Consider the following 17,610-nt stretch of genomic DNA (forward strand, 5'->3'; position numbering starts at 1 on the left):
CATTGGGTGGCTCCTCTCATAGCAGTCACGACAACTGCACTATGGCGCATTGCGACGCCGGTTGGAGCAGGAGCCATCCACCCCATCGGGTTCGGGCGGCTGCGCCGCAGCGAGGCCGAACCTGGTGAAAGTCCGCAGAGGGCCGACCCAACCAGTTGGCGGCTGAACGGCGAGCGTCCGTTATGTGCGCTAAGGGTGAGCTCGACCGGTAGTGGGTGCTGAGGAGCGGCAAACGGCCGGTCTCCGGCGCGCCGCTAGGCAGCATTTCCAGGTCGTGAGTGACCGGCCTGGAGAGAGCGGCATCAATGCCGGGCACGAGGGCCTATGGATTTTGAGCGACTACTTCCTAAGCTCTGTGAATGTTGGCAGGACCGGCCGCGAGTAGCTGGGCTGGGGTGCCCCGGCCTGGTTGGAACTTTCCAACTGCTGACCGGTGCGACCTGCCGCTTCTGCAAATTACCGACTAGGCTTCACCGCGGTGCTGCCAGTCTGTTTCCCATCGATGTCCGCTGAAGGCGTCGCGAGTGCGGCGTCGTCGCGACTGATGGCGAAGGGCCGAGACCGGTCGAATACCATGCAATAGGAATAGCTGCAGATTGCATTATCGACCCCACCATAGCGGAGACGACGTTGTTCAGGGCTCAATTGTCACCGCGCAACGGGCGGTGACCGTGACTAGGTCTGAACGTAAACGGTGAGGGTGATTGGTGCAGCATGGGCTTGCGCTTTGTCGGAAAATATCGCGTCGTCGGCGCCGAGCGCTAGAGGGCAATTCGCTCAAGTGCGTTCCGGCGTCCCTCAAGTGCGCCGCCTTCGCCATAGCGGGGGCGCTTGTAGTCGTGGCCCATGATGTCAGCTCGCACACGGTCATCCGCACCGGTCATCAAGAGCCGGTCTTCCACATAGTGGCGCAGGCAATAGGCAGAATGCTGCGGTGTCTCCACGAGGCTATTGTTGCGAAGATATTTATTCACCAGCGCGGACCAGCCAGACGCCTTGTGATGATACCGGGTGCAGCCCCCAGCGCTTGCCAGTCGTTTCGCGGCTTCGAGGGAAACGCCAAGAAGCGGGATCTCCCGGGCGGTGTGGCCGACCTTCAATTCGCGGCCATTCGCTGCAATCACAAGATGGGGGATTTGGGCTTCGACACGCCAGTCCTCGGCAGGGGCGTCGGTGACCTCGGAAGGGCGCGCGCCAGTATTGACCATCACCAAGAGGACATCACGAGCCTCCTGGTTCAGGTTCCCCAAGGCACCAGGCGCCAGAAGCTTGTCGCGTACCCAAGGCAGCGAGAAGGGTGGGCGCCTGTTCTCGGGCGCTTCCTTGAGGTTTAGCCCCCGGAAGGGGTTGGCGATATCTAGGTCATGGGCGCGGGCGTAGGTCGCGAAGATGGCCGACAGATGGCCGAACATCTTGTTCGCATATTGCGGCGTCAGCCCGCCCGCGGTGATCCGCTCCGCCCACCATTTCCGAAAGGCGAGGGCCTGCGCCCTGGTGATCTGGTCGATTGGCGGGTCGCCGGTAATCTCTTCCCATTCGTCCAGGGCGCGGGTCCTGGGATTGCGCCATTTTTCAAGCTGCGCTGCGCTCTTGTGGCGGTGGTCTGCCTTGGACAGCTCCTGAACCTCGGCCCATAGCCCTTTCATGTTCGGAAGGGCGGCTGGGACGGTGCCAAGGATTGCACTAGCGACAGCGGGTCTGCCGATCTCCGCAGCGGCGGCCATGGTCCTTCGGATGACCTCTTTCGGATCGGCGCCCGGTGCCACCAGCGCGTCGAGCGGTACGTAGGCAAAGCCCCTTGCTTCCGCCAGGCGGCGTGCGGCCATATAGTGTTCGCGCGCGTTGCCGGTCTTGCCAGCTGCCAGGGCTTCCCACTCGGCGGCAATGCGTTTCGCCACGTCCCCGGCCTTTACGTTCGCCTCGGCGAGGCTGTCGGTATGCAGGGCAATCCTCACGAAATTGACCGGCAGGCCATCCGCCCCCAGCACAAGTCCGGCCATTGCCTTGGGGACCCGCTTGACCCAGTAGTACCGTCCCCGGTCGAAGGTGACGCCGGGGGCCTTGCGTGATTTCGGCATCGCGACCCCGTTGTATTCAGACATCGGAATAGTCGCAGCGCGGGGCTCGCGGTCAAGTCGAATGTTACGGGATTTGTTACGGGAATTGGAACTCCGGGAAGGTCAAGTTTCGCGGAATTCGCAGGTCAAGCGGCTGTTTTTATTCTATATTATTGTTCACAGCGCATGAATCCGATGGAGCGGGTGAAGGGAATCGAACCCTCGTCGTCAGCTTGGGAAGCTGCTGCTCTACCATTGAGCTACACCCGCCTCGGAGCCACCGGATACAAGCCCCGGCGGAGGCCGTCAAGCGGGATTGTGCAGGGCATCGCAATGCCCTGCAGGCCGTCTCAGCCGCGCGGATGGGCGTCGCGGTAGACATCCATCAGCCGCGCCGCGTCGAGCGAGGTATAGGCCTCGGTGGTCGACAGGTTGGCGTGGCCCAGTAGCTCCTGGATGGTGCGCAGGTCGCCGCCGCGGTTCAGCAGATGGCTGGCGAAGCTGTGGCGCAGCGCGTGGGGCGTCGCCGTGGCCGGCAGGCCAAGCTGCATGCGGGTGGCGCGGATCGCCTTCTGGATGGCGCTCTGGCTCAGCGCGCCGCCCTTGGCGCCGCGGAAGAGCGGTCCGCCGGGGGAGAGGTCGAGGGGGCAGAGGCGGCGGTAGCGCTCGACCGCCTCGCGGGCCACCGGCAGGACCGGCACGACCCGTTCCTTGCCGCCCTTGCCGAGGATGCGCAGGCTGTCGCGCAGCGGCGCCTGTCCGGCATCGAGGCCGAGCGCCTCGGAGATGCGCAGCCCGCAGCCATAGAGCAGCGTCACCACCGCCACGTCGCGCGCCGCCACCCAGGGCTCGCGCGACTGCAGCTCCACCGTCTCCAGAACGGCCCTGGCGGCGTCCTCGGTCAGCGGCCGCGGCAGCTTGCGGGTATAGCGCGGCGAGCGGGTCGAGAGCACCGCGGTCGGGTCGAAGCCCTCGCGCTCGGACCACCAGTTGTAGAAGCTCTTCACCGCCGAGAGCGCGCGCGCCCGCGAGCGTGCCGAGAGCCCCTTGCCGGTCTCGTGCGCCAGCCAGGCGCGCATCGCCGTCAGGTCGACCCGGCGCAGTTCGGCCGGGGCGGCGCCGCCCTCCAGATAGCCGGCCATGAAGCCCAGGTAGTCGCGCAGATCGCCCGAATAGGCGGTGATGGTCGCGTCCGAGGCGTCGTCCAGCGCCTTCAGCGAGGTCAGCCAGCGCTCCAGCAGGTCGCGCGTGGCCGCGGGCAGGCCGATCACGAGATCAGCCCGCGCAGCGTCCGCTCGCAGACGCGGCCGAAGAGCTCCAGCAGGTCGGTGGCGTGGCTCGGCAGGTACTGGTCGGGCGCGGCCGCGCCGATCGCCAGCAGCGCCGCGGGCGCGGTGTCGCCCAGCTCCAGCCGGAAGAGCGCCTCGCTGCGCACCTTGCCATGGCGCTCGTCATGCAGCTGCGGCATCTCCGCGGGCACCCGCCGCAGGACGATCGGCAGCGTGCGGCCCGAGCGCCAGAGGTCCATGTAGCGGGCGATGTCGCCCGCGCCGACCGGCACCAGCACCGGATGCTCGATCGGCATGCGCCCCTCGACCAGGATGCGGATCGAGGCGGCGCGCAGGATGTCGGCCACGTCGCTGCCGAGGCAGTCGAGGAAGGCCTCGAGCTGCAGGGGCGCGATCATCGCCAGGACGGCGCGGTGCACCTGGCTGGTGGTGGAGACATTGTCATAGGCGGCGGAGAGCACGCTCTGATGGGTGCCTTCGAGCCGGGTCAGCCGCTCTTCGAGCCGCGAGATCGCCAGCCCGCGCAGATCGACGACATTGCCGCCGCGGCGGCCGTCATCGGCCGAGATCAGCGCGGCGATCAGCTCGGGATCTTCGAGCACGGCGCTGGGGTTGGAGAGAATCTGGTCGCGCACATCCGGCTTGACGGCCGGTGCGGTGTCGATCTGGGTCATCTGCTCTGGTGCCTCGGGCTTCTTCTTTGCCGCGAGGCTAGCGCATTTTCCGCCGCATGGGAATCTCGGATCCCTTAACGGCGGCGCGGAGGGCGGCTAGGGTCGGCCGGTCACGATCGCCCGAGGGAGGAGTAACCCATGTCCAACGATCTGCCGCGCCCCGATATCCTGGCCCTGGGGGAGGGCGCCGCGAACCGCGAGGAGGGCGCCTGGCCCGACCGGGTGCTGGCCGGGATCACCCGGCCCGAGCTGCACCGCTTCGCCGCTGCGGGCGCGCCGCGCGCGCGGGCGCTGGTGCTGGCGGGCGGCGGCTACACGAAGCTGATGTACGACAAGGAGGGCAGCGAGGTGGCGCTCTGGCTCGCTGCGGCGGGGATCGAGGCGCATCTGCTGGTCCACCGCCTGCCGGGCCAGCCCGACGGGGCCGGGGGCGCCTGGCCCGCGGAGATCGCGCTGCAGGACGGGCTGGCGGCGCTCGGGCATCTCGCCGAGCTGCCGCCGCTGCCGCTCTTCATCCTGGGGCTCTCCTCGGGCGGGCATCTGGCCGGGGTGCTGGCCTGCCACGCGCCCGAGGCGGCCGGGGCGCTGATCGGCTATGCGCCGCTCAATGCCAATCACCGCGACCACAAGGTGCCGGCGGGCAAGCCGGACTATCCGCCGGCCCAGAAGCAGGCCTTCTACGATGCCTGGCCGGTCGGGCTGGCGGCGCATCCCGAAGCGGTGCCGCGGATCCCGCTCTTCCTGGCCTATGCGCTCGGCGACCGTTCGGTGCCGGTCCAGCACGCGCTGCGGCTGGTGGAGACGGCGGCGGAGGCGGGGCTCGATGTCGACGCCCATGTCTTCGGCCGCGCGCCGCACGGCTTCGCGCTGCGCGACCGGGCGGGCAGCCACGCGGTCTGGAGCGACCTGGCCCTGGGCTGGATGGACCGGCGGCTGGAGGCGGGAGCGTCCTAGGGGGCTCTGGGGGTTCCGGCTCCGCGTGATCCGGGACCGCCCCCGAGACGGGTCCTGTTTGGCTGAAGCCCGGTCCTGTCCGTTCTCTGCGCTGTCGCCTGGAGGCCTGCGCGCTTGGTGGCACGGACGGCCGCGGCCCGGGCTCGACCGCCGTTCTAGCTGCATGTGACCCGCAGAGGACGGTCCGCCCGGAAAAATGCGGGCCGGCGGCCGGGTCGGCCCGCGGCGAGGATCAGTCAGCGCTCAGGGAGCGCGTTTTCCCCGGAGCGGGGCGCATGGGCGCCACGTTGCCTGCCGGTACCGTCAGGTGCAGCCGCCCGGCGAGCGTCTCGCTGACAGCGGGCCAGCTTCCCAGGACATTGCCGGGCAATGCCGCGCCGGGACGGGCAACAGCAGGGGTGCGGCGACCTGGCCGGCCGCCCCGCCACGGGAGGATGGGCGGCGCGTGCCATGGAGCGCCATCGCTCCGGGCGGCATGGCGAGTGAGCATTGGGTTCATTGGCAATCGGGGGTCCGCTTCCCGTCGAGGCGTTGCCTCAGGGTGGCAATCCTGCAGGCCACGCGGCGCCTTCGGATCGAATGGGGGCGCCGGTGCTCTCGGGCTGGGGACGTTCTCCGTCCCGTCCGGTCGTCCGGAGGATCGGCGAGCCGGTGCGGGCGAGATCCGCGCGTCTTCCCGTTGGCGGCCGCCACGGTGATCTTCAGGCCATGACGGCTCCGGGGGGCGGCAGAGGGCGTCGGCCAGCCAGCGGTCCCCGTCCTTCTCCGGACGCGAAGCGGTCCCGTCCCCCGTCCTGTGCTCCATGGCGGCGCCCGTCAGGGCCGGGCCTGCGCCAAGCGGGTACCGTCCGGCCGGGATGCAGGATCGGTTCCGCCCGGCGCCTCAATCACCGGCTGCTGCTGGCCGTCCCTGCCGGGCTGGCGCCCCGGGACGGGCCAGCCGGGACGGGAAGCGCCGTCGCTGCCGCCGGGTAGAGCAGGGGCATTGCCGGGGCGACGTTCGGGCGCCTCCGGAAAGCGGGCAAACCGTCCGGAGGGAGCGCTGTGGCGGCCCGGGGCGAGGGGCCCGCATGCCGCTCTGGCACATGATCGCGGCCGCCTGACCGGGTGGTCCGGAGCTTGGGGCGCGGAAAGCAGCTTTCCCTCGGGACGCGGGCGGCCTATCAGCGCAGGGACTCCCCCCGCTGCCCTGTTTGCGTTAACAGGGCGGGGACCCCTTGGGGGGAGGCCAAAGGAGAGAGCGCATGAAATTCTTTGTCGATTCCGCCGATATCGACGCGATCGCCGAACTGAACGACCTGGGCATGGTCGACGGCGTGACCACCAACCCGTCGCTGATCATGAAGTCGGGCCGCGACATCCTCGAAGTGACCAAGGAGATCTGCGCCCTGGTCGAGGGGCCGGTCTCGGCCGAGGTGGTTTCCACCGAAGCCGACAAGATGATCGCCGAGGGCCGCAAGCTCGCCGAGATCGCGCCGAACATCACCGTCAAGGTGCCGCTGACCTGGGACGGGCTGAAGGCCTGCAAGGTGCTCTCGGGCGAGGGCAAGATGGTCAATGTCACGCTCTGCTTCTCGGTGAACCAGGCGCTGCTGGCCGCCAAGGCGGGCGCGACCTTCATCTCGCCCTTCGTCGGGCGGCTCGACGACATCAATCTCGACGGCATGGAGCTGATCGCGGATATCCGCGAGGTCTATGACAATTACGGCTTCGAGACCCAGATCCTCGCGGCCTCGATCCGCACGGCCAACCATGTCGCGGAAAGCGCGCGCATCGGCGCCGATGTCATCACCGCGCCGCCCTCCGTGATCAAGGCGCTGGCCAGCCATCCGCTGACCGACAAGGGCCTGGCGGCCTTCCTTGCCGATATCGAGAAGACCGGCCAGAAGATCCTCTGATCCGGCTGGATCTGCAGACGCGACAGGGCCGGGCCTCCGTGGCGCCGGCCCTTTTTCATGCGCGGCGCCCGTCAAGCCCGGAGCGGCGCAGGGCCGGGCCTGCGCGGCGCGGTGTTCCCCGGAGGGGCCATGCCGGCTAGGATCGCGCCGGAACGGCAGAGGAGGCCCGGATGGAGATCGACCTGACAGTCTGCCCCTCGCTCACCGGCCGGTCGCTCCGGCGCTGGCGGCGGGTGAACGACGTCAAGCAGGCGACGGTGGCAGAGGCGCTCGGCGTCTCGCAGGCCACGGTGTCGCGCTGGGAGGCGGGGATCACCCAGCCCTCGCAGCGCGAGCAGGAACGGCTCTGCCGGCTGCTCGGCGCGCGTCCCGACGGCCCGGCCGACCGGGCCCTCCTGGCGCTGGTCTCTCAATCCCGCGAGCCGGTGCACCTGGTCTGCGACCTGTCCCACCGGCTGCTGGCCGCCTCGCCCGGGCGGCTCGCCAGCTGGCGCCACGGCTTCGACCGGCTGCAGGGCACCTCGCTCTGGCCGGCCGCCTCCGAGGGCATTGCCCGTGCCGAGCTGAGCCTGGCCGGGATCGGCTGGTACGACCGCGCCACGGCGGAGCTCGAGGTCGAGACCGGCGCCCATGTCTGCAGGCTCGGCCGGATCGACGAGGGGGTGATCGTCTGGACGCGCATGCCGCTGTCGAACGGCACGATGGCGCGGCTGGTGCGGGACGGGCGGCGGGGTCCGGCGCGGGCTGCATAAGATATTCAGCCCCTGCCCGCAGGCCGGGCCGCGCGCTATCGCTCGGCCATGGCGTTCTGGCAGATCATATCAGGGTGGCGCCGCCGCTGGCGGCAGGCCCGGGCGGAAGCCGCGGAGACGGCGGCGCGGCGCGATCCGCTGGCCCATCCCGACCTGGCGCGGATGAGCGGGCGCGAGCTTGCGGATCTGCCCTTCGATCCGGAGTGCATCGACAGCGACTAGAAGGCCGGGGGCGGGCGGGCAGGCCAGCCCAGGGGGCCGCCTGCCGCAATCCCTGCCGGTCCGGCCACAGGGCCGCGCTCCGGCGATCGGGTGCGGTCCCGGCCACGCCAGCGAGGCGCTCGCCGTCATGTCTCCCTCCGGGACCGTCCGATACAGGCTGATACCGGAGAGAACGTTGCGTCCTCATTGATCGAGATCAATGTCAGGGGGTCGGAGGGCGAATTTTCCCGCCGGTTTTCCCGCATAGCGCGATTGCCGCGGCAGGGGGCCTCCGGCATGCGCGCAAGAAGGCGGCACGAAAAAGGGCGCGCGGAAGCCGCACGCCCGTCCATGGCAGCCTGCCGGCCGGATCAACCCTGGTCGGCGGGCGGTTCGGGGGCCTTCGGGGGCGGCGGCAGCGCTTCCTTGGCCTCGGCCAGCGGGTTCTCGTGGCGCTGCACCGAGCCCTCGAAATGGGCGCCGGCCTCGATCGCGATGGTCTTGTGGATGATGTCGCCCTCGACCTTCGCGGTGGAGGTCAGGCGGACCTTCAGGCCGCGCACGCGGCCGATCACGCGGCCATTGACGACGACGTCGTCGGCGACGATCTCGCCCGAGACCACGGCGCCTTCGCCGACTGTCAGGAGCTGGGCGCGGATGTCGCCCTCGACCTTGCCCTGCACGGTGATGTCGCCGGCGGTCCGGACATTGCCGATCACGGTCAGATCCGAGGACAGGACCGAGGCAGGGGCCTTGGGGGCGGGCGCGGCGGGCACCGGACTGGTCATCGCGGCCGAGCCCTGCACCTCTGAATGCGGCTTGTCGGAATCGGTCGGCGGCTTCGGCGCCTGGTCAGTCAGTTTATTCTTGGAAAACATCTCTTGCTGCCGTGATATAGGTCATGGGGTTGGTCGCCTTGCCGCCGACTCTTACCTCATAGTGCAGGTGCGTGCCAGTGGAACGGCCTGAACTCCCCATAGCACCGACCACGTCTCCTTTGGAGATTTTCTGGCCGACCTTCACGTTGACCTTCGACATGTGGCCGTAGCGCGTCTCGATTCCGAATTCGTGCTGGATGGTCACCAGCCGCCCGTAGCCGTTCATCCAGCCCGCATGGGTGACCACCCCGTCGGCCGTGGCATGGATCGGCGTGCCGTAGGCGGCGGCGAAATCGACGCCCTCATGCATGCGCCCGCCGCCCCGGATCGGGTCGCGGCGATAGCCGAAGGGCGAGGTCTCGCGGTACTTGACGTTGATCGGCATCGCCATCGGCAGCGCGTCGATCGCCATGCTGTACAGGTTCAGCGTCTGCATGTGGGTCAGGATGTTGTTCGCCCGCGTCGTCTCGGGGCTGGCCTCGCCGCTGGTCGACATCGAGATCGGCTCCAGCGGGCCGCCCTTGCCGTCATAGCGGTTGCGCATCGTGTCGATCAGCTGGTCGGGGTTCAGCCCGACCTTGGCGAAGACCTTGTCGAGCGGCTCCATCGAGACCGTCACGGCATCCTCGAGCTTGGCGAAGATGCGGTCGTTCTTCTCGTCCTCGAGCCGCAGGGTCAGGTTCAGGTCGGCCAGCTCCGCTTCGTTGCGGGACAGCTGGTCGGCCAGAGCCTGGCGTTCCTCTGCCATGTCTCCCAGCGCGTTGGTCATCAGCGCGATGGCGGCATTGTCTGCGGCATCCGCGGCTTCGCCCTTCTCCATCGAGGCGAGGCGCTCCGTGGCATTGTCGAGCCCGGCCTGCGCGGTGCGCAGCTTCTGCCGGAGCATCTCGGTCTCGTCCGACTTCTCCTTGGCGGCCAGTTCGGCGTCGAAGATGCGGGTCTGGAGCGTGGAGAGCTGGCCGAGGAGGGTGGCGAACTGCTCCTGCGCGGCGAGGGCTTCCATGTGGCGGCTGTCGCGCTCGGCGGCCAGGGCGTTGATCCGGGTCTCGTAGACGGCGCGGTCGGCCTCGGCCTGTTCGCGGGTGGCGGCGCCCTGGAGGAACTGCACGGTCACCAGCGCGGTGGCGGTCACGGACCAGCCGACGAGCATGATGCCGCCCGCCCAGGCCAGGACCTGGTCCCGCGATCGCAATCGGACGAACCGGGTCCCGCCATCGGACTTCAGGAAGATCCGTTTTTCGGAAAATAGGCCCGACCGCTGCTGTCTGGACGCGTTTTCTAGATTGAGCGTCTTCATCAACACACTCCTTGCTGGTCGGACTTTCTCGACTTGACATGCTCGTGATGCTCGGGCCGGACGCATAACGGCTGATTACCGGGGCAGCAATATCTAGATGCGTCGCAGGGCCGGATGTTGATATATTGGGGCCGAAATCGGCAAGAACTTGCCGATTGAGCCGACTCGGCCCCTGGGTGCAGCGACGCGCCGTGCCGTCCGGGAAAGGTCGGGTCAAAACCGGGGAATTCAGTTGGTTAACCGGACAGAGCAGCCTCGTGCCATGCTGCAATGCAGCAACATCGGCCTCCGGTCGTGCTGCGGGGGCGCGGATCCGCAGACTGCCTGCCGAAGTGGCAGCCCGCGCCGGGCCGGGTAGGATCGTACCTGTGGAGGAATCGCCGCAACGCGCACCCGCGGGGCGGGTCAGCGGGTCTTTCGGATCGCGTGGGGGAGGAGGATGGCTCCGGCGGTAGGGATCGAACCTACGACCAATTGATTAACAGTCAACTGCTCTACCGCTGAGCTACGCCGGAACATGTCGGACCCTGGGTCCGGGAGGCCGGAAAGCGCCATCTGCTTCCCGTCTCTGGTGGGTGATGCCTGGGGCATCTACAGCTCCAAACCAGTCAGGCTGATTTGGCTCCGGCGGTAGGGATCGAACCTACGACCAATTGATTAACAGTCAACTGCTCTACCGCTGAGCTACGCCGGAACGCTGTGGAGGGCTGTCTAACCAAGCCCTCGGGGGGGTGCAAGAGGGATTTCGGGCGAAAGTCGCATTTTTACGCGTGCCGCAGCGAGAACCGTGCATCCGGGGCCAGGGCGGGCTCTGCCAGGACCAGGTTTCTTTCCGTCATTTCAACCAGATGGGCCAGGATATTGCGTGCCGCGGCAGGGTGCAGGGCGGGGTCGGTATCGTGGTAGATCCGGGCCGTCAGGGCCGTGATGGCGGCCGGTCCGGCGGCCAGCGCGTCCAGAATCTGCGCCTCCCGCGTGCGGCGGTGGGCGACCAGCGCATCGATCCGCGCGGCGGGGTCGGCGACCGGCGCGCCATGGCCCGGATGGAGCACGGTTTCGCCCCGCGCGCGCAGCCGCGCGCAGGAGCGGTAGAAGGCGGCAAGGTCGCCATCGGGCGGCGAGACCAGCGAGCTGGCCCAGCCCATCACCAGGTCGCCGGTGAAGAGCGCGCCGCGCCAGGCGAAGGCCAGGTGGTTGCCCATGTGCCCCGGCGTGTGCAGCGCCTCGAGCGGGCAGCCGTCGAGATCGAGCCGTTCGCCGTCGGCAAGGCAGCGGTCCGGGCGGAAGGTGGCATCGACGCCCTCGCCGCCGCCGAGCGCGCCGACCGCGGCGAGCCGCTTCATCGTCTCGCTGCGCCCCGAGAACGGTCCGCCGAAGGCCAGGACCGGCGCGCCGGTGGCGGCGGCCAGCGCCGGGGCGAGCCCGCTATGGTCGCGATGCGCATGGCTGACGAGGATCATTGACAGCGGCCGCCCGCCGAGCGCCGCCATCAGCGCGCCCAGATGCGCCTGGTCGTCGGGCCCGGGATCGACGAGCGCCAGCTGCCCGCGCCCCAGCAGGTAGCTGTTGGTGCCGCGGAAGGTCATCGGCGAGGGGTTCGGCGCCAGGATGCGCCGGATGCCCGGGGCCAGCTCCTCCGCCCTGCCGGGAACCGGGTCGAATGCCTCGATCTCTGTCATGCCGCCCATGCCGTCACGTGCCTTTCGCGTTTTGCAGCTTCCTGCCGCGGGAGCTTCTGCTAGAGCTAGGCCATGAAGCGCCTCAGTCTCAAACCCTATCTGCCGCAGACGCTTGCCTGGCGCGCGACGCTCATTCTCCTGTTGCCGGTCGTCATCCTCCAGCTGGTCGTCTCGATCGTCTTCATCCAGCGCCATGTCGACGATGTCACGGCGCAGATGACCGAGGGGCTGCTCTTGGAGATCGACTACCTGCTCGACGAGATCTCCGACGCGCCGACCCTGGCCGCGGCGCGGCTCGTCGCCCGCGATCTCGGCCCCGAGCTGGAGATCCGCGTGACGATCCCGGCGCGCGGCGAGATGCAGGACGGCTACCACTGGTACGACCTGGCCGGCGGGCCGGTGATCGAGGCGCTGCGCGCGGGGCTGCCCGACACGCTGGCCGTCGACCTCATCCGTTCGAAGAGCAGCGTGCACATGCGGGTGCCGACGCGCTACGGCAATGTCGACCTGCGCTTCCCGCGGCAGCGGGTCTCGGCCGCGAACCCGCACCAGCTGCTGGTGCTGATGGTCTTCACCGGGCTGCTGATGTCGCTGATCGCCTATCTCTTCCTGCGCAACCAGCTGAAGCCGATCACCCGGCTTGCGGCGGCGGCGCAGGCCTTCGGCAAGGGGCGGCACGCGGCCTACAAGCCTTCGGGCGCGCGCGAGGTGCGGATGGCGGGGCTGGCCTTCCTCGACATGCGCGACCGGATCGAGCGGCAGATCGAGAGCCGCACGCTGATGCTCTCGGGGATCAGCCACGACCTGCGCACGCCCTTGACGCGGATGCGGCTGGAGCTGGGGCTGATGGAGGAGACCGAGGAGACCGAGGCGCTGATCCGCGACGTCGCCGACATGGAGCGGCTGGTCAACGAGTTCCTGGCCTTCGCTCGCGGCGACGCGCTGGAGGCGGCCGAGCCGGTCGACGCGGCGGAGCTGCTGCGCGACATCGCCGCCCAGGCGGAGCGGGCGGGGCAGCCGGTGACGCTGGGGCATTGCGACGAGACGGGGCCGGTGCAGCTCAGGCCGATGGCGGTGCGCCGCGCGCTCGACAACCTGGTGGGGAATGCGGTGCGCTATGGCAGCCATGCCTGGCTGAGCCTCGAGGCGGGGCGGAATTCGCTGACGATCCGGGTGGAGGATGCGGGGCCGGGCATTCCCGAGGCACAGCATGACGAGGCGGTGAAGGCCTTCGCCCGGCTCGATCCGGCGCGGAACCAGAACCTTCCGGGGGTGGGGCTGGGCCTGTCGATCGCCGCGGATATCGCCCGCAGCCATGGCGGCCAGCTGCGTCTCGGCAGCAGCGCGGCGCATGGCGGGCTGCTGGCGGAGCTGGTACTGGCCCGCTAGCGCCTGGCCTGCCTCAGCGCTCGGCCAGGCCGGGCAGGGGCAGGCGGGCGAGATCCTGGCGCAGCTGGCGGCGCAGCGCCTCGGCGGCGGCGACCTGCAGGCGGCGGTGGCGGTCGGCGCGGCGGCGGAGCTCTTCGCTGCCGCCGAGTTCGGCGCCGGACTGCCACATGCCGAGCGCGCTGAGCTGGCGCAGGGAAAATAGTACGAGCTGCAGGTAAACCATGGTCATCTCCATCGGAACCCAGGTCCTCCCAGGGCCCGGTCTCTGCCGAAACGCTACGTCCGGCAAACCAGCAGATGGTTAACACGGCGCCCGGCGGGCAGCCTCCGCGGGCCGTGCCGAAACTTCGGGCGGGATTGCCCGCAAAAGTTGCATGGAGGAAACGCTTTCACCGGCAGGGCGTGCCATCCGGAGACTCGGCGGCCGCGGCGGACGGGGACGGATTGGTAGGCCCGGAGGGACTTGAACCCCCAACCAAAGTGTTATGAGCACTCTGCTCTAACCATTGAGCTACAGGCCCGCCGCGGAAATGGCTAGCAGACCGGCGGGCGGCGTCAAGGGGTCGCAGGACGCGAGACGATTGCACTGTTGCCGGGACTGCTATAGGCGGAGCCCGCGCAGCGAAGGATCACGGACATGAGCGACGGAAAGAACGGGCTGACCTATGCCGAGGCAGGGGTCGATATCGCGGCAGGCAATGCGCTGGTGGAGCGGATCAAGCCCGCGGCCGCGGCGACGGCCCGTCCGGGCACCATGTCGGGCCTCGGCGGCTTCGGCGCGCTCTTCGACCTGAAGGCCGCGGGCTACCAGGACCCGATCCTGGTGGCGGCCACCGATGGCGTGGGCACCAAGCTGCGCCTCGCGATCGATACCGGCCATGTCTCCACCGTCGGCATCGACCTCGTCGCCATGTGCGTCAACGACCTGATCTGCCAGGGTGCCGAGCCGCTGTTCTTCCTCGACTATTTCGCCACCGGCAAGCTCGAGCTGGAGGCCGCGACCCAGGTGATCGAAGGCATCGCCAAGGGCTGCGAACTGTCGGGCTGCGCGCTGATCGGCGGCGAGACGGCCGAGATGCCGGGCATGTACCCGGCCGGCGATTTCGACCTGGCGGGCTTCGCCGTCGGCGCGATGGAGCGCGGCGCGCATCTGCCCGCGGACGTGGCGGAGGGCGACGTGCTGCTGGGCCTCGCCTCGGACGGCGTCCATTCCAACGGCTATTCGCTGGTGCGCAAGATCGTCGAGTCGGCCGGGCTTTCCTGGGACGACCAGGCGCCCTTCGTCGGCGCGCCGCTGGGCAAGGCGCTGCTCACGCCGACCCGTCTCTATGTCAAGCCGCTCAAGGCCGCGATCGCGGCGGGCGGCGTGCATGCGCTGGCGCATATCACCGGCGGCGGGCTGACCGAGAACGTGCCGCGGGTGCTGCCCGAGGGGCTGGGCGTCTCCATCGACCTCGGCGCCTGGACGCTGCCGCCGGTCTTCGCCTGGCTGGCCCAGGCAGGCGGGCTGGCGCAGTCCGAGCTGCTGAAGACCTTCAACAGCGGCATCGGCATGGTCGTTGCCGTCGCGGCCGATCGCGCGGACGAGATCGAGGCGCTGCTGAAAGCCGAGGGCGAGACCGTCGCCCGCATCGGCACCGTGACCGCGGGCGAGGGCGTCACCTACGAAGGGACCCTCGCTTGAGCAAGCGCGTCGCGATCCTGATCTCCGGCGGGGGCTCCAACATGGTGGCCCTTGCCGACTCGATGACCGGCGACCATCCGGCGCGGCCCTGCCTGGTCGTGTCGAACAGGCCCGATGCCGGCGGGCTGGAGAAGGCCGCGGCGCGCGGCATCCCGACCGCGGTGGTCGACCACCGGCCCTTCGGCAAGGACCGCCCGGCCTTCGAGGCCGAATTGACCCGCGTGCTGGAAGCGGCCGATCCCGACATCATCTGCATGGCCGGCTTCATGCGCGTGCTGACCGAAGGCTTCGTGACCCGCTGGCAGGGGCGGATGCTGAACATCCACCCTTCGCTGCTGCCGAAATACCGCGGGCTCGACACCCATGCGCGGGCGATCGAGGCCGGGGATGCCGAACATGGCTGCACCGTGCACGAGGTCACGCTGGAACTCGACGGCGGCCCGATCCTCGGCCAGGCGCAGCTGCCGGTCCTGCCCGGCGACACGCCCGAGAGCCTGGCGGAGCGGCTCCTGCCGATGGAGCACCGGCTCTATCCGGCGGCCCTGCGCCGCTTTGCCGAAGGCGATCACCGCCGCTTCACGCTCACTTGACATCTCGCGGACCTGCGCCGCATCCTTGGCCATTGTGCCAAGCCCTCAGAATGCAAAGAAGAAACGCCTGATGAAGACCCTGACCACGACGGAAGAGCTGCGCGAATTCTGCGACCAGGCCGCCCAGCACCCCTACGTGACGGTGGATACGGAATTCCTCCGCGAGCGGACCTACTACTCGAAGCTCTGCCTCCTGCAGATCGCCTATCCGGGCGAGGACGAGGACTCGGCCGTGCTGATCGACCCGCTGGCCGAAGGGATCGACCTGGAGCCGGTCTATGCGCTCTGCCGCAACACCGCGGTGGTGAAGGTCTTCCATGCCGCCCGCCAGGATGTCGAGATCTTCTTCCATGACGGCGGGGTGATCCCCGAGCCGCTTTTCGACACCCAGGTCGCGGCGATGGTCTGCGGCTTCGGCGAGCAGGTGGGCTACGAGACCCTTGTCAAGCGCATCGCCAAGGCCAGCCTCGACAAGTCCTCGCGCTTCACCGACTGGAGCCGCCGGCCGCTGACCGAGGCGCAGCAGGTCTATGCGCTGGCCGATGTCACCCATCTGCGGGTGATCTACGAATACCTCTCCGCCGAGCTGGAGAAGGCCGGGCGCAAGGGCTGGGTCGAAGAGGAGATCAAGGTCCTCACCGATCCCGAGACCTATATCTCGCGCCCCGAAGAGGCGTGGAAGCGGGTCAAGACGCGCACCCAGAGCGGCAAGTTCATGGGTGTCGTCGCGACGCTGGCCGAGTTCCGCGAGCGCTTCGCGCAGGAGCGCAACATCCCGCGCAGCCGGGTCTTCAAGGATGACGCGCTGCTGGAGCTGGCCTCGACCAAGCCGAAGAATGCGGGCGACCTGTCGCGCTCGCGGCTGCTGCTGCGCGAGGCCAGGAAGGGCGACATCGCGGACGGCATCCTTGCCGCGGTCGAAGCCGGGATGGAGCTGCCGCCCGAGTCGGCGCCGCGCAAGGCCGAGGCCGACAAGGCGAATGTGAACCAGGCGCTGGCGGAACTGCTGCGCGTGCTGCTGAAGGCCAAGGCCGAAGGGTCGGGCGTCGCGCAGAAGCTGATCGCGACCACGGCCGAACTGGATGCGATCGCCTCGGGCGAGCGCGACCTGGCGGCGCTGAAGGGCTGGCGGCGGTCGGTCTTCGGCGAGGATGCGCTTCGGCTCTGCGAGGGCCGGATCGCGCTTTCGGCCTCCGAGGGCGGGGTGCGCATCGTCGAGCTCTGACGCCCGGCTCCCGCATCATACCGGACGGAAAAGGGCGCCTGCGGGCGCCCTTGGCATGTTCAGCGGCGGCTGCTGCGGTTGTTGGTGGCGCCCTCGACGATGATCATGCGCACCCCGGCAAGCTCGGGATTGCTGATGAAGCGCGCGGCGCTGACCTGCTGGGTCGGGCTCGATCCGGCGGGCGGCGGGGTCAGGGGCGGGCGCACCCGGAATTCCAGGCGGATCTCGTCGGGCACGGCGCGCGGCCCCGCGGGCGCGGCCAGGGCGATGTCCCAGTAGCCGGGGATGACGCGCCCGGTCGCGGTGACGATCACGCCGCCCGGGGTGGGCTCCACCGTCATGCTGTCGACGGCGCCGATCAGCTGGCGGTCGTCGGAGACCAGCGGGGGATAGCCGCCTTCCGGCTCCAGCGTCTTGGGCGGTTCGCGGCCGCAGGCCCCGGCCAGACCGAGGACAGCAAGCGACAGGAGAGTGGCGCGGCGGGTCGTCAGGATGCGTGTCATGCCAGTCCGATAGCCCAAAACCGGACAGGGGGGAAGCCGCTTCGGACCTTGCGACGCACTGGACGCAGGGGCGGAAAACCCCTACCTCTCGGCCGATCGAGATGGAGGCCGGAATGGCAAGCGAAGCGTTCGAAGAGATTGCGGAAACCTTTGAGTTCCTCGATGACTGGGAGGACCGCTACCGCCATGTGATCGAGCTGGGCAAGGCGATGGACGGGCTCGACCCGGCGCTGCAGGTCCCGGCGACCAAGGTGGATGGCTGCGCCAGCCAGGTCTGGCTGCATCCCGAGATCCAGGGCAGCGGGCCCGGGGCGATCTACAGCTTCAAGGGCGAAAGCGACGCGATGATCGTGCGCGGGCTGATCGCGGTGCTGCACGCGCTCTATTCCGGGCTTCCGGCCGGCGAGGTGCTGAAGGTTGATGCGCATGCGGAACTGGCACGGCTCGGCCTCGACGAGCATCTTTCCGCTCAGCGCTCGAACGGCGTGCGCGCCATGGTCCAGCGCATCCGCGAGCAGGCGGCGGCCGTCGCCGCCTGAG

Annotated in this window: 17 protein-coding genes and 4 tRNA genes; 9 read left to right on the plus strand and 12 right to left on the minus strand. The window is 69.1% G+C overall.

Annotated features, from left to right (window positions below):
- Positions 1 to 761 precede the first annotated feature (761 nt).
- The 4 genes from FGX59_RS18680 to FGX59_RS18695 form a co-directional block, all read right to left on the minus strand.
- Positions 762 to 2,102, minus strand: a complete 1,341-nt coding sequence (locus tag FGX59_RS18680; RefSeq protein WP_138468653.1) for a DUF6538 domain-containing protein — start codon at positions 2,100 to 2,102, stop codon at positions 762 to 764.
- Positions 2,103 to 2,253: 151 nt separating this feature from the next.
- Positions 2,254 to 2,327, minus strand: a tRNA-Gly gene (locus FGX59_RS18685).
- Positions 2,328 to 2,407: 80 nt separating this feature from the next.
- Entirely contained in the window at positions 2,408 to 3,328 is a 921-nt protein-coding gene (locus FGX59_RS18690; protein WP_138468654.1) for a tyrosine recombinase XerC, read from the minus strand.
- Complete coding sequence (locus FGX59_RS18695; protein ID WP_138468655.1) at positions 3,325 to 4,020, minus strand: DUF484 family protein; 696 nt, start codon at positions 4,018 to 4,020, stop codon at positions 3,325 to 3,327. The genes FGX59_RS18690 and FGX59_RS18695 overlap by 4 nt, the downstream gene beginning before the upstream one ends.
- A gap of 138 nt (positions 4,021 to 4,158) precedes the next feature.
- Here FGX59_RS18695 and FGX59_RS18700 point away from each other — a divergent pair, with 138 nt between their 5' ends.
- The 4 genes from FGX59_RS18700 (at position 4,159) to FGX59_RS37620 (ending at position 7,846) form a co-directional block, all read left to right on the plus strand.
- Positions 4,159 to 4,974 (plus strand): alpha/beta hydrolase, encoded by an 816-nt coding sequence (locus FGX59_RS18700; RefSeq protein ID WP_138468656.1) that lies wholly within the window; start codon positions 4,159 to 4,161, stop codon positions 4,972 to 4,974.
- Positions 4,975 to 6,218: 1,244 nt separating this feature from the next.
- The gene (gene fsa, locus FGX59_RS18705) at positions 6,219 to 6,872 is read left to right on the plus strand and encodes a fructose-6-phosphate aldolase (RefSeq protein ID WP_138468657.1); all 654 of its coding nucleotides are present in this window, start codon (positions 6,219 to 6,221) and stop codon (positions 6,870 to 6,872) included.
- A 170-nt stretch (positions 6,873 to 7,042) separates the two neighbouring features.
- On the plus strand, positions 7,043 to 7,624 hold the full coding sequence (locus tag FGX59_RS18710) for a helix-turn-helix transcriptional regulator (protein ID WP_138468658.1): 582 nt from the start codon (positions 7,043 to 7,045) through the stop codon (positions 7,622 to 7,624).
- Between the two features lie 48 nt (positions 7,625 to 7,672).
- Entirely contained in the window at positions 7,673 to 7,846 is a 174-nt protein-coding gene (locus FGX59_RS37620) for a hypothetical protein (protein WP_171060711.1), read from the plus strand.
- 350 nt (positions 7,847 to 8,196) lie between these two features.
- Here the strand turns inward: FGX59_RS37620 and FGX59_RS18715 are convergent, their stop codons facing one another.
- The 5 genes from FGX59_RS18715 to FGX59_RS18735 form a co-directional block, all read right to left on the minus strand.
- A complete protein-coding gene (locus FGX59_RS18715) occupies positions 8,197 to 8,703 on the minus strand; it encodes a polymer-forming cytoskeletal protein (RefSeq protein WP_138468659.1) in 507 nt (168 codons plus the stop codon).
- Positions 8,687 to 10,000 (minus strand): DUF5930 domain-containing protein, encoded by a 1,314-nt coding sequence (locus FGX59_RS18720; protein ID WP_255471605.1) that lies wholly within the window; start codon positions 9,998 to 10,000, stop codon positions 8,687 to 8,689. The genes FGX59_RS18715 and FGX59_RS18720 overlap by 17 nt, the downstream gene beginning before the upstream one ends.
- A gap of 440 nt (positions 10,001 to 10,440) precedes the next feature.
- Positions 10,441 to 10,515 (minus strand) — tRNA-Asn (locus FGX59_RS18725).
- Between the two features lie 104 nt (positions 10,516 to 10,619).
- Positions 10,620 to 10,694 (minus strand) — tRNA-Asn (locus FGX59_RS18730).
- 70 nt (positions 10,695 to 10,764) lie between these two features.
- Positions 10,765 to 11,679 carry an MBL fold metallo-hydrolase gene (locus FGX59_RS18735; RefSeq protein ID WP_138468661.1) on the minus strand — a complete coding sequence of 305 codons (915 nt, stop codon included), beginning with the start codon at positions 11,677 to 11,679 and terminating at the stop codon, positions 10,765 to 10,767.
- 72 nt (positions 11,680 to 11,751) lie between these two features.
- On the opposite strand from FGX59_RS18735, the gene FGX59_RS18740 reads away from it, so the two are divergent.
- A complete protein-coding gene (locus tag FGX59_RS18740) occupies positions 11,752 to 13,068 on the plus strand; it encodes an ATP-binding protein (RefSeq protein ID WP_138468662.1) in 1,317 nt (438 codons plus the stop codon).
- Positions 13,069 to 13,081: 13 nt separating this feature from the next.
- On the opposite strand, the gene FGX59_RS37625 is transcribed toward FGX59_RS18740, so the two are convergent.
- Together FGX59_RS37625 and FGX59_RS18745 are read right to left on the minus strand one after the other, a co-directional pair.
- Positions 13,082 to 13,291: a hypothetical protein gene (locus FGX59_RS37625; RefSeq protein WP_171060713.1), complete on the minus strand. Its 210-nt coding sequence runs from the start codon at positions 13,289 to 13,291 to the stop codon at positions 13,082 to 13,084.
- A gap of 222 nt (positions 13,292 to 13,513) precedes the next feature.
- Positions 13,514 to 13,589 (minus strand) — tRNA-Ile (locus FGX59_RS18745).
- A gap of 116 nt (positions 13,590 to 13,705) precedes the next feature.
- On the opposite strand from FGX59_RS18745, the gene purM reads away from it, so the two are divergent.
- The 3 genes from purM to rnd all read left to right on the plus strand — a co-directional run bounded on the left by purM (position 13,706) and on the right by rnd (position 16,567).
- Positions 13,706 to 14,752, plus strand: coding sequence for a phosphoribosylformylglycinamidine cyclo-ligase (gene purM / locus FGX59_RS18750; RefSeq protein ID WP_138468663.1), 1,047 nt, complete (start codon positions 13,706 to 13,708; stop codon positions 14,750 to 14,752).
- Complete coding sequence (gene purN / locus FGX59_RS18755) at positions 14,749 to 15,342, plus strand: phosphoribosylglycinamide formyltransferase (protein ID WP_138468664.1); 594 nt, start codon at positions 14,749 to 14,751, stop codon at positions 15,340 to 15,342. The genes purM and purN overlap by 4 nt, the downstream gene beginning before the upstream one ends.
- 70 nt (positions 15,343 to 15,412) lie before the next feature.
- A complete protein-coding gene (gene rnd / locus FGX59_RS18760; protein WP_138468665.1) occupies positions 15,413 to 16,567 on the plus strand; it encodes a ribonuclease D in 1,155 nt (384 codons plus the stop codon).
- A 59-nt stretch (positions 16,568 to 16,626) separates the two neighbouring features.
- Here rnd and FGX59_RS18765 read toward each other — a convergent pair whose 3' ends face one another.
- Positions 16,627 to 17,070 carry a hypothetical protein gene (locus FGX59_RS18765; protein WP_138468666.1) on the minus strand — a complete coding sequence of 148 codons (444 nt, stop codon included), beginning with the start codon at positions 17,068 to 17,070 and terminating at the stop codon, positions 16,627 to 16,629.
- Positions 17,071 to 17,183: 113 nt separating this feature from the next.
- On the opposite strand from FGX59_RS18765, the gene FGX59_RS18770 reads away from it, so the two are divergent.
- A complete protein-coding gene (locus tag FGX59_RS18770) occupies positions 17,184 to 17,609 on the plus strand; it encodes a SufE family protein (protein WP_138468667.1) in 426 nt (141 codons plus the stop codon).
- The last annotated feature ends 1 nt before the right edge of the window (position 17,610 follow it).

This window comes from Poseidonocella sp. HB161398 (genome assembly GCF_005870025.1).
Lineage (GTDB): Bacteria > Pseudomonadota > Alphaproteobacteria > Rhodobacterales > Rhodobacteraceae > Mangrovicoccus.